The sequence below is a fragment of the Streptomyces sp. NPDC005811 genome (assembly GCF_040630405.1).
In the GTDB taxonomy this organism is placed as follows: domain Bacteria; phylum Actinomycetota; class Actinomycetes; order Streptomycetales; family Streptomycetaceae; genus Streptomyces.
Window position 1 is genome coordinate 17,824 of sequence record NZ_JBEXXK010000086.1, and the last position, 15,606, is coordinate 33,429.

Consider the following 15,606-nt stretch of genomic DNA (forward strand, 5'->3'; position numbering starts at 1 on the left):
GTCGTCGGGTTCAGGTCAGGACGACGGGCAGGCTCTGGTGGCCGCGCAGGACGAGCCGGTCACGGCGGGCCGGACCGTCCCCGGGGGCCGGGCGCAGGGCGGGGAAGCGCGCCAGCAGCCGGCTGAAGGCGATGGCCGCCTCCAGCCGGGCCAGCATGGCGCCGAGGCAGTGGTGCGCTCCGCCGCCGAAGCTGAGCGGCTGGATGTCCTGGCGGTGGGGGTCGAAGCGGTCCGGGTGCTCGTAGCGGGCGGGATCGCGGTTGGCGGCGCCCAGGAGGAGCACCACATGGCTGCCCGCCGGCACCGGCACGCCCCCGACGGAGACGCCTTCGGTCAGCACGGCCCGGTTGCTCACCTGCAACGGCGAGTCGTGGCGCAGCACCTCTTCGACGAAGTTCTGCACCGGAACGGTTCCGTCGCGCAGGCCGGCCATGACCTCGGGGTGCTCGAACAGCACCTGCAGACCGTTGCCGAGGAGGTAGGTGGTGGTCTCGAAACCGGCCAGCAGCAGACTGGCGAGGTTCGCGACGAGTTCCTCGTCGTCCCGCAGGGCTCCCTCGTCGCGTGCCCGGACCATGGTGCTCACCAGGTCGTCGCGCGGGTCGGCCCGTCGCCGGTCGGCCAGCTCGGTGAAGTACCGGTGCAGCTCCAGCGCCGCGCGGTCGGCGGCCTCCAGGCCGGACGGATCGGCGAGCAGTTCCAGGGTGGCGCTCAGATCCGCGGCGTACCCCCGGAAGCGCTGCCGGTCCTCGACGGGGACTCCGAGCAGATCGCAGATGGCATGGGCCGGCAGGGGGAAGGCGAAGGCGTCCATGAAGTCCACCGGTGCGGAGCCGGCCTTCGCGAGGGTGTCGAGCAGGGCGTCGGTGATGCCCGCGATCCCGGCTTCCATGGCCGCCACTCTCCGGGCGGTGAACACCTGGGACATCGACGACCGCAACCGCCCGTGGTCGGGCGGGTTGGCGACGAACAGAGTCCGGCTCAGCAGGGCCAGCGAGGGATGCGCGGCGAGGTCGGCGCCCCAGGTCACCAGGTTGATGTCGGCGCCCAGCGCCGGACTGCGCAGCGCCTGGCGGCAGGCTTCGTAACCGCTGACCAGCAGGAGACCGTCCCCGGCCGGCGCAGCGGGGCCCAGTTCGAGGGCGCGCTCGTACAGCGGGTAGGGGTCGGCGCGTCCCTCCGGCGTCAGCAGCTGGGCGACGAGCGACTGCGCGTCCAACGTTCCTCCTGGTGACCTGGTGACCTGGTTGAGGGGCTTCGGGTGTCGCGCGGCGGCCCTGCGGTCAGGGCGCGCCCGGGTCGGTCCCGGCGGAGGCGGCCGCGGGTTCCGGCGACGCCGTCGCGGGAACGGCCAGATGGGGCCAGACCAGGGCCGTCGACCCCCAGGTGAGGCCGCCGCCGAAGCCGGCCAGCACCACCTTGTGCCCGGGGCGCAGCGCACCGGAGGCGACCCCGTCGGCCAGGGCCAGGGGAATCGAGGCGGCGACCGTGTTGCCGCGCACCTCGATGTTGGACAGGAACCGCTCCGGCGGCAGGCCGAGCCGCCGGGCGACCGCTTCCAGGATCCGGGCGTTGGCCTGGTGCAGCACGAAGCAGTCGATCTCCGCCGGGTCCCAGCCGGTCCGCCGGGCGGTCTGCTTCACCGACTCCGCCATCCGCCGCACCGCCTGCGCGTAGACGGCCTGCCCCTGCATGGTGAAGTAGGTGTCCTCCGTCTTGGCCGGCAGTCCCGTGGAGCGCTGCCGGGAGCCGCCGGCCGGCACCTCGATCAGATCGCTGAGGCTGCCGTCGCTGCCGAGGTTCAGCCCGGTCAGCGCACCGGGTTCGGTGGGCGATCCGGCGCGCAGCACCACCGCGCCACCGCCGTCCCCGAAGATCACCCGGGTCGAGCGGTCGTCCGGGGCGAGGAGCGTGGAGAACGCGTCCGCGCCGATGACCAGGACGCTGCGGGCGGCGCCCAGCGCGACCATCCCGGCGCCCGTCGCGAGGGCGTACACGAAACCGGTGCACACCGCCGCCACGTCGAACGCGGGGACGGGCCCCAGTCCCAGCCGGGTGGCCACCTCGGGCGCGGTCGCGGGACAGTGCCGGTCCGGGGAACTGGTGGCGAGGACCACCGCGTCCACGTCCTCCAGCCCGGCGGACGACAGCGCCCTCCGCCCGGCCTCCACGGCCAGGTCGCCGGTGGACTGCCCCGGCGAGACCCAGCGGCGCTCCCGGATGCCGGTACGGCGCCGGATCCACTCGTCGCTGGTGTCGAGGACCCCCGCCAGTTGGTCGTTGGTGACGACGGTGGGGGGAACCCAGCCCCCGAGTCCGGCGACGACTGCCGCTCGTTCCATGGCCTCCAGCTCCTTTCACAGCCCGATGGCCGCAGCGGGACCGAGAGGCGGCCCCTGCCCAACCATTCACCGAACACCGGCTCACATCCGCCGATCCCGGTATCTATTAGGTGAAGCCCTACATCTCGGGCGGCGCCCGATGCCCCGTCGGGCGCCGGAAGGGGCCGCCGGGACCTCGGGCGCCGTCGGCCTCCCGTCAGGCGGATCCGAACTGCTGGTCGATGAAGTCGAAGAGGTCGTCGTCGCTGGCCGCGTCGAGACGCTCCTCCACCGCCGTCTGCGGGGACCCACCGGGGCCGTCCGCCAGGGACGTCCCCACGGCTGCGGCGGGTGCGATCGTGTCCAGGGTGGACAGCAGCCCGCGCATCCGGTCGGCCAGCGCGGTACGCACCTTCTCGTCACCGGCGATCTCCGCCAACGCGCCCTCCAGCCGGTCGAGTTCCGCCAGCATCGGCTGGACGGCCGCCGCGGCGCCCGGCGCGGTCTCGGCCCGCAGATGACGGGCCAGCCCGAGGGGCGTCGGGTAGTCGAACAGCAGGGTGGCCGGCAGCCTGAGCCCGGTGGCGGTGGTGAGCCGGTTGCGCAGCTCGACGGCGGTGAGCGAGTCGAAGCCCATCTCCAGGAAGCCGCGTTCGGGGTCCACCGCCTCGGAGTCTGCGTAGCCGAGGACGGCCGCCGCGTGGTCGCGGACGAGGTCCGCCAGCAGCGCGAGGCGCGCCTCGGCGTCCAGGTCCGCGAGCCTGCGCCGCAGCCGCTCGGCGGGCGCGGCCCCGTCGGAGGCGGCGGCCGCGCGACGGCCGGGGGCGGGCTTGACGAGGGACCGCAGCAGGGCCGGGACCTCCCCGTCTGGCGTACGCAGCCCGGCCGTGTCGAAGCGGGCCGGGACCAGGACGGCCCGGTCGGTGGCCACGGCGGCGTCGAAGAGGGCGAGGGCCTCCTCGGACGGCATCGGGACGACTCCGCCGCGCGCCATCCGCACCAGGTCGGCCCGGTCCAGCTTGCCCGTCATGGCCGACCGCTCCTCCCACAGGCCCCAGGCCAGTGACTGGGCGGGCAGGCCGTGGGCGCGCCGCTGCCGGGCGAACGCGTCGAGGAAGGCGTTGGCCGCCGCGTAGTTGCCCTGCCCCGAGCCGCCGAGGACACCGGCCAGGGAGGAGTAGAGCACGAAGGCGCGCAGCCCGCTGTCGCGGGTCAGCTCGTGCAGATGCAGCGCGGTGTCCACCTTGGCGGCGAGCACGGTGTCGAGCCGCTCCGGGGTGAGGGAGCCGATGACGCCGTCGTCGAGGACGCCCGCGGTGTGCACCACGGCGGTCAGCGGACGGTCCGCGGGGATCGTGGCGAGCAGCGCGGCCAGCGCCTCCCGGTCGGAGGTGTCGCAGGCGACGAGTTCGGGCCGGGCACCGAGCGCGGTCAGGTCGTCGAGGAGTTCCCGGGCGCCGGGTGCGGCGGGGCCGCGGCGGCCGACGAGCAGCAGGTGCCGGGCACCGTGCCGGTCGGCCAGGTGCCGGGCGACGAGGCCGCCGAGCGCGCCGGTGGCTCCGGTGACCAGGACCGTGCCGTCCGGGTCGAGCAGCGTGACGGTGTCGCCGTCCGCCGTCGGGGCCGGCCGGGCGCGGACCAGCCTCGGCACCCGCGACTCGCCCTTGCGCAGGGTGATCTGCGGTTCCTCGTGACGGGCCGCGGCGGGCAGCGCCCGGTACGACTCCTGGGCACCGTCCCAGTCGAGGAGCAGGAACCGTTCCGGGTTCTCGGTCTGCGCGGTGCGCACCAGACCCCATACGGCCGCCGCCACCGGGTCGGGCGCCCGGTCGCCGTCGTGCACGGTCACGGCATGCCGGGTGACGAGCACCAGCCGGGTGGCGTTGAAGGTGTCGTCGGCGAGCCAGCCCTGGAGCAGCCGCAGCACCCGGCCGGTCGTCCGGCGCACCGCGACGGCCGGCTCGGTTCCGGCCGGCAGGCCGCCCTCGTCGTCACCGAGGCCGGGCACGGCGGCCAGCACCGTCCCGGGCACCGGAAGGTGGCCCGTGGCGACGGCGCGGGCGAGGTCGTCCAGGTCGGGGTGGGCCGCGGCGGAGACCCCGGCGGCCGTCAGGGCCTCCCGGAGGGTGGGATCGCCGTCGCCGCCCAGCACGGCGAAGCCCGGGGAGGTGGCGGCGCGGGCGGGGGCGGCGGCCGGCGTCACCCACTCCAGCTCATGGAGATGGCGGGCGGCGGCACGCGCGTCCCCGGGCTGCCCGGCCGGCAGCGGACGCAGGGTCAGTCCGCTCACCGTGGCGACGGGTCCGCCGGCGGGATCCGTGACGGTCAGCGCCACCGTGTCGGGACCGGCCGGGACGAGACGCACCCGCAGGGCGCCCGCTCCCGGCGCGTGCAGCCGTACGCCGGTCCAGCTGAACGGCATGACCGCGGTTCCGGAGGCGGCGCCGGGGGTCAGGCCGACGGTCTGGAGGGCGGCGTCCAGCAGGGCCGGGTGCAGCCCGTACCCACCGGCGTCGGCGGCGACCTCGGCCGACGGTTCGACCTCGGCGTACACCTCCTCGCCGAGCCTCCAGGCGGCGGTCAGCCCCTGGAACGCGGGTCCGTAGCCGAAGCCGGCTGCGGCGAAGCGGTCGTAGATCCCCTCCACCGGGATCTCCTCGGCGCCCTGCGGCGGCCACGGCCCGAGCGGGACGCCGTCCACCGGCTCCGCCGTGGCACCGAGCTGTCCGAGCGCGTGACGGGTCCAGGGCTCGTCGTCCGCCGCGTCGTCCGGCCGGGAGTGCACGGTCACCCCGCGCCCTCCCTGCTCGCCGGCCTCGCCGACGGTGACCTGGAGGTGGACGGCGCCCTGTTCGGGCAGCACGAGCGGCGCCTCCAGGGTGAGTTCGTCGACGACGGCACAGCCGACCCGGTCCGCCGCCAGCAGCGCCAGCTCCAGGAAGGCGGTGCCGGGCAGGATGGCGGTGCCGGAGACCGCGTGGTCGGCGAGCCAGGGGTGACTGCTGAGCGACAGCCGTCCGGTGAGCAGGTAGCCGTCGCCGCCCGCCAGGGCCGTGCCCGCCACGAGCAGCGGATGCTCGCCCGCGGAGAGTCCCGCGGCGGCGAGGTCCGGCACGCCGGGATCGGCGTCGAGCCAGTACCGGGCCCGCTGGAAGGCGTACGTCGGCAGATCGGCCCGGCGCACCGGCCGGCCGGCGAAGAACGCGGCCCAGTCGGGGCCCGCGCCGTGCACATGGAGGGTGGCGAGGGCGGTCGTGACCGCGGTCTCCTCGGGCCGGTCGCGGCGCAGCAGCGGGGTGACGACGGCGGCCTGCGGGTCGGCGAGACAGTCCCGGGTCATGGCGGTGAGCACCGCGTCGGGGCCCAGTTCGAGGTAGGCGGTCACGCCCTGCCGCTCCAGGGTCGCGACGGCGTCGGCCCAGCGGACCGTTCCGCGCACATGGCGGACCCAGTAGTCGGCGTCCTCCAGCTGTCCGGAGTCGGCGAGTTCGCCGGTGAGGTCACAGACGACGGGAACGCCCGGGGGCGCATACGTCGTCTCGCGGGCGACGGCCGCGAAGCGGGCCTGCATCGGTTCCATCCGCGGCGAGTGGAAGGCGTGCGACACGGTCAGCCGCTTGGTGCGCAGGCCGGCCTCGCGCCAGGCCCGGGCGAGTTCCTCCACGGCCTCCTCGTCGCCGGAGACGACCGCGGAGGCCGGTCCGTTCACGGCGGCGAGGGACACCCGGTCCGCGTAGGTCCGCAGGGCCCGCGCGACCTCCGCCTCGCCCGCCTGTACGGCCAGCATGGCGCCGCCGTCGGGCAGTTGCTGCATCAGTCGGCCGCGGGCGGCGACCAGACGGCAGGCGTCGGCGAGGTCGAACACACCGGCGACGTGGGCGGCGGCCAGCTCGCCGATGGAGTGGCCTACGACGAGGTCGGGTCGCAGCCCCCAGTGCTCCAGCAGCCGGAACTGGGCCACTTCCAGGGCGAACAGCCCGGCCTGGGTGTAGGCGGTGCGGTCCAGCAGCTCGGCGTCGGGCGTACCGGCCGGGGCGAACAGCACCTCCTTCAGGGGCCGTTCGAGTTCGCGGTCGAGTTCGGCGCAGACGGCGTCGAGGGCGTCGGCGAACACGGGGTGGGCGGCGTACAGATCACGGCCCATGCCCGGGCGCTGGCTTCCCTGACCGCTGAAGAGGAACGCGGTGCGCCCCTCACGGCGCCGCACTCCGCGCACCAGCCCCGGAGCCTCCCGGTCCTCCGCCAGCGCCCTTACCGCGGAGATGAGTTCATCCCGATCGCGGCCGATGACGGCTGCCCGGTGGTCGAATCCGGCCCGGCCGAGGGCGAGCGAGTGCGCGAGGTCGACGGGCGCGGCGGCGTCCGGGCGTTGCGGGTCCTCCAGATGGGCGAGGAGCCGGACGGCCTGGGCGCGCAGGGCGTCGGCGCCACGGCCGGAGAGCACCCAGGGGACGACGACACCGCCGGAGCCCGCGGGGACGGGCGTCCCCTCCGCCGACGGGCCGCCCTCGGCGGCCGAAGCGCGCGCCGGCACGCTTCCCGCCGGCTGCGCGTCCCCGGCGGACTGCCGCGGGTGTTCGGCGGGTGCCTGCTCCAGGATCACATGGGCGTTGGTGCCGCTGATGCCGAACGCCGACACACCGGCCCGGCGCGGACGCCCCCCGGCCTCCGGCCACGCGACGGCCTCCGTCAGCAGCGACACCGCCCCCTCGGTCCAGTCGATCCGGGTCGACGGACGCTCGGCGTGCAGGGTGCGCGGCAGCACCCCGTGCCGCATCGCCAGCACCATCTTGATCACACCGCCGACACCGGCGGCGGCCTGCGTGTGCCCGATGTTCGACTTCAGGGCGCCCAGCAGCAGCGGCCGGTCCTGCGGCCGGTCCTGGCCGTACGTCGCCATCAGGGCCTGCGCCTCGATCGGGTCGCCGAGCAGGGTGCCGGTGCCGTGCGACTCGACGGCGTCCACATCGGCCGGGGCGAGCCCGGCGGCGGCCAGGGCCTGCCGGATGACGCGCTGCTGCGCGGGACCGCTCGGCGCGGTGAGGCCATTGCTGGCGCCGTCCTGGTTGACCGCCGAACCGGCGAGCACCGCGAGGACGGGGTGACCGTTGCGGCGGGCGTCGGAGAGCCGCTCCAGCAGCACGACGCCCACGCCCTCGGCCCAGCCCGCGCCGTCGGCGTCGTCGGAGAACGCCTTGCAGCGGCCGTCCGCGGACAGCGCGCGCTGCCGGCTGAACTCGATGAAGGTGTCCAGCGAGGAGATCACCGTGACCCCGCCGGCCAGCGCCATGGTGCACTCACCGGCGCGCAGCGCCTGGGCGGCCATGTGCAGGGCCACCAGGGACGAGGAGCACGCGGTGTCGACGGTGACGGCCGGACCCTCCAGACCGAAGGTGTACGAGATCCGTCCCGAGGCCACGCTGCCGGCGCTGCCGGTGGCCAGATAGCCCTCGAAGTCCTTCGGGGCGTGCTGCAACCGGGAGCCGTAGTCGTGGTAGTTGGAGCCGACGAACACCCCGGTGCTGCTGCCGCGCACGGTCCTGGGGTCGATACCGGCCCGCTCGAACGCCTCCCACGACGTCTCGAGCAGCAGCCTCTGCTGCGGGTCCACGGCCAGCGCCTCGCGCGGGCTCATCCCGAAGAACTCCGGGTCGAAGTGGTGCGCGTCGTACAGGAATCCGCCGCCGCGGGCGTAGAAGGTGCCCGGACGGTCCGGGTCGGGGTCGAAGGCGCCCTTGAGGTCCCAGCCACGGTCGTCCGGGAAGGAGGACACGGCGTCGCCGCCCCGCGCGAGCAGCCTCCACAGCTCCTCCGGGCCGTCCACCCCGCCGGGGTAGCGGCAGCCCATCGACACGATCACCACCGGGTCGTCGTCCGTCGGAGCCGGCCGGGGCGCAACGGCCGCCACCGGGCCGACCGGGGCGGCGGCGCCGAACAGGTCGGCGTGCAGTTTCGCGGCGAGCGCGACGGCGGTCGGGTGGTCGAAGACCAGGGTGACCGGCAGCCGCAGGCCGGTGCTCTCGGCGATGGTGTTGCGCAGGGCCACCGCGGTGAGCGAGTCGAAGCCGAGGTCGCGGAAGGCCCGCTCCTCGTCGACCTGGTCGGCGCCGGAGTAACCGAGCGCCGCGGCGGCCAGGGTCCGCACCAGCGCAAGGAGTTCGCGCCGTTGCTCGTCGTACGGAAGGCCCGCGAGGCGCGCCGTGAGCGCGTTGCCGTCACCATCCTCCGCCCTGGGCACGGTCCGCGCCGCGAGGGCGCCCCGTACCTCGGGGAGGTCGGCGAGGACCCGCGGGGCGCGGTCGGAGTGGACGAACGCGTACTTCTCCCACCGTACGTCGGCCAGGGCCAGCACGGGTTCCCCTGCGGACACGGCCTGCCGAAGCCCGGTCAGGGCCTGCTCCGGGTCCATGGCGGGCATACCGGAGCGGGCCAGCCGCTCACCGGTCTCACCGGAGGCCAGACCGCCGCCGCCCCAGGCGCCCCAGGCGACCGACGTGGCGGGCAGCCCGTCGGCGTGCCGCTGCCGGGCGAGCGCGTCGAGGAAGGCGTTGGCCGCGGCGTAACTGCCCTGCCCGGGGCCGCCGAGGGTGCCGGCGAGCGAGGAGAACAGCACGAACGCGTCCAGTCCCAGGTCCCGGGTCAGCTCGTGCAGATGCCGTGCGGCCGCCACCTTGGGCCGCAGCACGGTCTCCGCGCGCTCGGGGGTGAGGCCGTCCAGCACTCCGTCGTCGAGCACCCCGGCCGCGTGCACGACCGCGGTGAGCGGCTGGTCCTCGGGTACGGCGGCCAGCAGCGCGGCCAGTCCGTCCCGGTCGGCGGCGTCGCACGCGGCGAGCGTGACGCGGGCGCCGAGTGCGGTCAGCTCGGCCTCCAGCTCGGCCGCGCCGGGCGTGTCCGGGCCCCGGCGTCCGGCCAGCAGCAGATGACCGGCGCCGTTACGGGCCAGCCAGCGGGCGACGTGAGCCCCGACGCCCCCGGTGCCCCCGGTCACCAGCACGGTGCCGCTCGGCTCCCAGACGGTGGACACGGCGTCGGGCCGCGTAAACGCCCGCTCCAGCCGCCGGGTGAACAGCCCGGAGCCCCGTACGGCCACCTGGTCCTCCTCGGCGGCGCCGGACAGGGCGGCGACCAACCGGCCGAGGGCACGGTCGTCCAGCTCCGGCGGCAGGTCCACCAGCCCGCCGAAGCGCTGCGGATACTCCAGAGCGGCGATCCGGCCGAGCCCCCAGGCCTGCGCCTGGACGGGCGAGGCGGGCCGGTCGGCACGGCCCGTGGACACCGCGCCCCGGGTGGCGATCCACAGCGGCGCGGCCACACCCGCGTCGCCGAGCGCCTGCACCAGGGCGGTGTTGAGGGCAAGCCCGTTGTCCAGGGCGCTGCCCGGTGCGTACGGCGACTCGTCCAGCGCCAGCAGGGACAGCACACCGGCCGGACGGGCACTGCCGTCGTCGCTCACGACGGTACCGAGCAGTGCGGTGAGCTGCTCCCGGGCGACACCGGCGGCCACCTCCAGGGTGGTCACCGCGGCGCCGTGGGCGGCCAGCCCCTCGGAGAGGGCGGTGACAAGTGCGATGTCCTGGTGTCCCTGCGGGACGACGAGCAGCCAGACGTCGGTCAGGGCCGCGTCCCGGACGTCCCGGCCGACCGGCTTCCAGACCACCTTGTACCGCCAGCCATCCACCGCCGACCGCGCCGCCTGCTCCCGACGCCACCCCGACAACGCGGGAAGGACACCGGCCAGCGCCTCACTGTCGGACACGCGCAACGTCTCCGCCAGCGCTTCCAGGTCCTCCCGCTCGACGGCCTCCCAGAAACGGGCGTCCACCGCGTCCTGCCCCGAGACCGAAACCGCCACGGGAGCCGTCCTCTCCAGCCAGTAGCGCCGGTGTTGGAAGGCGTAGGTCGGCAGCGGGACCGTCCGGGCGTCCTGTGCGGCAAGTACGGCCGTCCAGTCGACAGGGATACCGCGTACCCATGCCTCGGCCAGGGAGGTCAGCAGCCGGTGGGCGTCGCCCTTGTCACGACGCAGAGTGCCCACCACGACCGCGTCCGGCGCGGCCTCCTGGACCGCCATCCCCAGCACCGGATGCGAACTGACCTCGACGAACGCCCCGTACCCCTGATCCACCAGCCCCTGGACGGCGTCCGCGAAACGCACCCGCTGACGCAGGTTCCGATACCAGTAACCACCATCCAGCAGAGCCGTGTCGACCACCTCCGCCTCGGTCGTGGAGAAGAACGGCACCTGACCGGAACGCGGCTCCACAGCCGCCAACACCCGGGCCAACTCGTCCTCGATGGCCTCGACGTGCCAGGTGTGGGAGGCGTAGTCCACGGGGACGCGACGAGCCCGTACGTCACTGCTCTCGCAGTGCGCCATCAGCTCGTCCAACGCGTCCGCGTCACCGGCCACGACCACCGAAGCCGGGCCGTTCACCGCCGCCACATCGATCCGCCCCGACCACCCGGTCAGCAGCTCCTCGACGTCCGACAGGGGAAGGGGGACGGAGACCATGCCGCCGCGGCCGGCGATCGCCCGGATCGCCCGCGACCGCAGCGCCACCACCCGCGCACCGTCCTCCAGCGACAGACCACCCGCCACCACCGCAGCAGCGATCTCTCCCTGCGAGTGCCCCATCACCACGCTCGGCTGAACACCGCAGGCACGCCAGACCGCCGCGAGCGACACCATGACCGCCCACGACACCGGCTGCACCACATCCACATCCACCAGCTCGGCCGCACCCCGCACGACCTCACTCAGCGACCACCCCACATGCGGAGCCAAGGCGTGCCCGCACGCCTCCATCGACGCCGCGAACACCGGCGAGGCATCCCACAACTCCCGGCCCATGCCGACCCACTGGGCCCCCTGCCCCGGGAACACGAACACCACCCGGTCAGCAGCACCCGTCACCGCACCCCGCACCACACTGGAGCCCGCTACGCCGCCAGCAGCCACCACGTCCAGCCCGGACGCGAGTTCAGCGGACTCACCGCCCAGGACCACGGCCCGATTCTCGAACGCTGTACGCGTCGCCGCCAACGACCACGCCACATCCACCGGCCGCAATTCACCGACGACCGACGCCAGGCGCCCGGCCTGACCCGCCAGCCCCTCGCCACCACGACCCGACACCATCCACGGCACCACACCATCAGCCACCAACACCGGTGACGTGTCCGCACCCGCACGGCCCGACTCGGCCTCCGGTAGAACCGGAGCCTCCTCCAACACCACATGCGCGTTGGTGCCGCTCACTCCGAAGGACGACACGCCGGCACGGCGCGGACGGCCGTCGGCCTGCGGCCACTCCACGGCCTCCGTGAGCAGCGACACCGCTCCCGCCGACCAGTCGACGTGCGGAGTCGGCTCGTCGACGTGCAGCGTCGGCGGAAGGAGCCCGTGCTGCAACGCCAGCACCATCTTCATCACACCGCCGACGCCGGAGGCGGCCTGCGTGTGGCCGATGTTGGACTTCAACGAGCCCAGCCACAGGGGCCGTTCCGGATCCCTGCCCTGGCCGTACGTCGCCAGCAGCGCCTGCGCCTCGATCGGGTCACCCAGCGTCGTCCCCGTGCCGTGCGCCTCCACCGCGTCCACGTCCGCCGCGGAGATCCCTGCCTTGGCGAGGGCCGCCCGGATCACCTGCTGCTGGGCGGGGCCGCTGGGGGCGCTGAGCCCGTTGCTCGCGCCGTCCTGGTTGAGGGCGGTGGAGCGGATCACCGCCAGCACGGGATGCCCGTGGCGGCGGGCATCCGAGAGGCGCTCCAGGAGCACCATGCCCGCGCCCTCGGCGAGGCCCATGCCGTCGGCGGCCTTGGCGAACGCCTTCGAGCGACCGTCCTTGGCGACGCCCCGGGTGCGGGCGAATCCGATGAACCCGATGGGCTCGACCATCACGGCGACGCCGCCCGCGAGGGCCATCGAGCACTCGCCGGAGCGCAGCGCCTGCACAGCCATGTGCAGAGCCACCAGCGACGAGGAACATGCGGTGTCGATGGTCACCGCGCTGCCTTCGAGGCCGAGGGTGTAGGCGACGCGGCCGGACAGCACGCTGGTGGCGCTGCCGGTGACGATGTGCCCTTCGACGCCCTCGGGCAGGTTGTCCAGGCCGCCGAAGCCCTGGTTGGCGGCGCCCACGAACACACCGACCGGGGTGCCGCGCAGTTCCTCGGGGACGAGCCCGGCCCGTTCCAGCACCTCCCAGGAGGTCTCCAGCAGCAGGCGCTGCTGCGGGTCCATGGCGACGGCCTCGCGCGGCGAGATGCCGAAGAAGCCGGGGTCGAAGTCGGCCGCGTCGTGGACGAAGCCGCCCTCGCGGGTGTAGCAGGTGCCCTCGACGTCCGGGTCCGGGTCGTAGAGGGCTTCCAGGTCCCAGGCACGGTCGTCGGGGAAGGCGTCGATGACGTCGCGGCCCTCGGCGAGGATCCGCCACAGCTCCTCGGGGCTGTCGGCGCCACCGGGGTAGCGGCAGCTCATCGAGACGATGACGACGGGGTCGTCGTCCGCGGCCGGCCCGCGGTCCGGGGTCGCGGAAAGGACGGGCGCGGGAAGGGCCGCGGAGTCTCCCAGCAGTTCCTCGCGCACGTGGCGGGCCAGCGCGGTGACCGTGGGCCGGTCGAAGATCACGGTGACCGGGAGACGCAGACCGGTGGCGGCGTTCAGGCGATTGCGCAGCTCGACGGAGGTCAGCGAGTCGAAGCCCAACTCCCGGAAGGCACGGCCCACTTCGACGCTGTTCGGGCTGCCGTGCCCGAGCACTCCGGCGACCTGGGCGCGCACCAGGTCCAGTACGGCCTGCTGCTGTTCGTCGGAGGCCAGGCCCCGTAGCCGGTCGACGAGACCGGAACTCGCCGGAGCCGACGCGTCCGACCCGTGGCGATCCTCCTCGGCGCGCAGGATCTCGGCGACCTCGGGCACCTCGGTGAGCAGGGGCCGGGGGCGGGCGGCGGTGAAGACGGGGACGAAGCGCTCCCAGTCGATGTCGGCGACGGCGACGAAGCACTCGTCACGGTCCAGCACCTGCTGCATGCCCGTGACCGCGAGGGCCGGATCCATGAAGGGGATGCCGCGCCAGCGCAGTTGCTCCTGCACGATCTCGAGGGCCATGCCGCCGCCCTCGTCGCTCCAGATGCCCCAGGCGATCGAGGTACCGGCCAGACCGCGGGCCCGCCTGTGCTCGGCGACCGCGTCGGCGTAGGCGTTGGCCGCCGCGTACGCGCCGTGGTCGCCGCTGCCCCAGACACCGGCGACGGAGGAGAAGACGACGAACGCGTCGAGCCGGTCGTCGGAGAAGAGGTCGTCCAGATGCGCGACACCCGACAGCTTGGCCTCGGCGCCGTCCGCGAATTCCTGGAGCGTGGTGGTGGCCAGCGGGATGAGGATGCCGACGCCGGCGGTGTGCACGACGGTGCGGATGGGCGGCCCGTCGGCCTCGACCCGCTCGACGAGCGCGGCCAGGGCGTCCCGGTCGGCGATGTCGCAGGCGGCGATGGTGACGCGGGCGCCCAGGGCGCGCAGCTCGGCCTCCAGTTCGGTGGCGCCCGGTGCGTCCGCGCCGCGTCGGCTGACCAGGACGAGGTGCTCGGTGCCGTTGCGGGCGAGCCAGCGGGCCGTGTGCCCGCCGAGGCCGCCGGTGCCGCCGGTGATCAGGGCGGTGTCGCGCGAGGTCCAGCCGCGATGGCCGTCACCCGTGGCGCCTGCGGGGACACGGGCCAGTCGGCGGATCAGGATGCCGGTCCGGCGGATGGCCACCTGGTCCTCGGCGCCGGATTCGGCGAGGACGCCGCACAGCCGGGCGGCGGTCCGCTCGTCGGGCTTCTCGGGAAGGTCGACGAGGCCACCCCAGAACTCGGGATGTTCCAGGGCCGCGACCCGGCCCATGCCCCAGGTGCCGTTCTGCACGGGGTTGCGCATCGGGTCGCTGTCGCCCGTGGTGACGGCTCCGCTGGTGGCCAGCCACAGCGGGGCACGTACGCCGGTGTCGCCGCACGCCTGGATCAGGGCCAGCCCGGCGACCAGGCCGGCCGCGAGTCCGGGCTGTGCGGGGTACGGGTGCTCATCGAGCCCGAGGAACGAGAGCACCCCGCCGAACTGGGTCGGGTGCACACCGCTGTGCTGGGCCGTCTCGGTCAGCAGGGCGGCCAGCCGCTCGCGGTCGGTGTCGGAGGAGTCGACGAACAGCGGCACGGTCTGGGCCCCGTGCGAGGCGAGCCCTTCCAGACAGACCTGTACGAGTTCGGTGCCCGCGTGGCTGGCGGGGATGACGACCAGCCAGGTCCCGTCCAGGGCCGCGGAGGTGGGCTCGGCGGTCGGCCGCCAGGCGACACGGTAGCGCCAGGAGTCGAGGGTGGACGCGGCACGGCGGCCCCGTCGCCAGGCCGACAGCACGGGCAGCGCCTGGGCCAGCGCCTCCTGCCCCGCGTCCTCGGCGACATCCAGCACACCGGTCAGGGCTTCGACGTCCTGCTCCTCGACAGCCGCCCAGAACTCGGCGTCCGCCGGGTCCTGGACACCTCCGGCCGCGGCGACGAGCTGCGGAGTATCGGGCTCGAACCAGAAGGGGCGGTGCTGGAAGGCGTAGGTCGGCAGCGCGACCGCACGGGCGCCGTGACCGGCCAGGACCGCCGTCCAGTCCACCGGGACACCCCGCACCCACGCCTCGGCGAGGGAGGTCAGGAAACGGTGGGCGTCGCCCTTGTCCCGGCGCAAAGTCCCCGTCACGACCGCGTCGGGAGCGGCCTCCTGGACGGCCATGCCCAGGACCGGGTGGGAACTGACCTCGACGAACGCGCCGTAACCCTGCTCCACCAGCGCCTCGACCGCGTCCGCGAAACGCACCCGCCGGCGCAGGTTCCGGTACCAGTACCCCCCGTCCAGCCGGACCGTGTCGACGACCTCCGCCTCGGTGGTCGAGAAGAACGGCACCTCACCGGAGCGCGGCTCGACGGCCGCGAGCACGTCCGCCAGCTCGGCCTCGATGGCCTCCACGTGCCGGGTGTGCGAGGCGTAATCCACCGGAATACGACGCGCCCGGATCTCGTGTGCCTCGCAGTGCGCCATCAGCTCATCCAGCGCGTCCGCGTCACCGGCCACCACCACCGAACCCGGACCATTCACCGCAGCCACATCGATCCGGCCCTCCCAGCCGGCCAGCAGCTCCTCCACCTCATCCAGCGGCAGCGGAACCGAGACCATGCCACCACGGCCCGCGATCGCCCGGATCGCCCGCGACCGCAACGCCACCACCCGCGCACCATCCTCCAACGACAGACCACCCGC

Annotated in this window: 3 protein-coding genes; all 3 read right to left on the reverse strand. The window is 74.5% G+C overall.

All coding sequences use genetic code 11. The features are described from left to right. Nucleotides 1-10: 10 nt before the first annotated feature. Nucleotides 11-1,219: a cytochrome P450 gene (locus tag ABZ490_RS48985; RefSeq protein WP_359006419.1), complete on the reverse strand. Its 1,209-nt coding sequence runs from the start codon at nt 1,217-1,219 to the stop codon at nt 11-13. 64 nt (nt 1,220-1,283) lie between these two features. After that, nucleotides 1,284-2,342 carry a beta-ketoacyl-ACP synthase III gene (locus ABZ490_RS48990; protein ID WP_359006422.1) on the reverse strand — a complete coding sequence of 353 codons (1,059 nt, stop codon included), beginning with the start codon at nt 2,340-2,342 and terminating at the stop codon, nt 1,284-1,286. A gap of 196 nt (nt 2,343-2,538) precedes the next feature. Further along, nucleotides 2,539-15,597 carry a type I polyketide synthase gene (locus ABZ490_RS48995; RefSeq protein WP_359006427.1) on the reverse strand — a complete coding sequence of 4,353 codons (13,059 nt, stop codon included), beginning with the start codon at nt 15,595-15,597 and terminating at the stop codon, nt 2,539-2,541. Between the last annotated feature and the right edge of the window lie 9 nt (nt 15,598-15,606).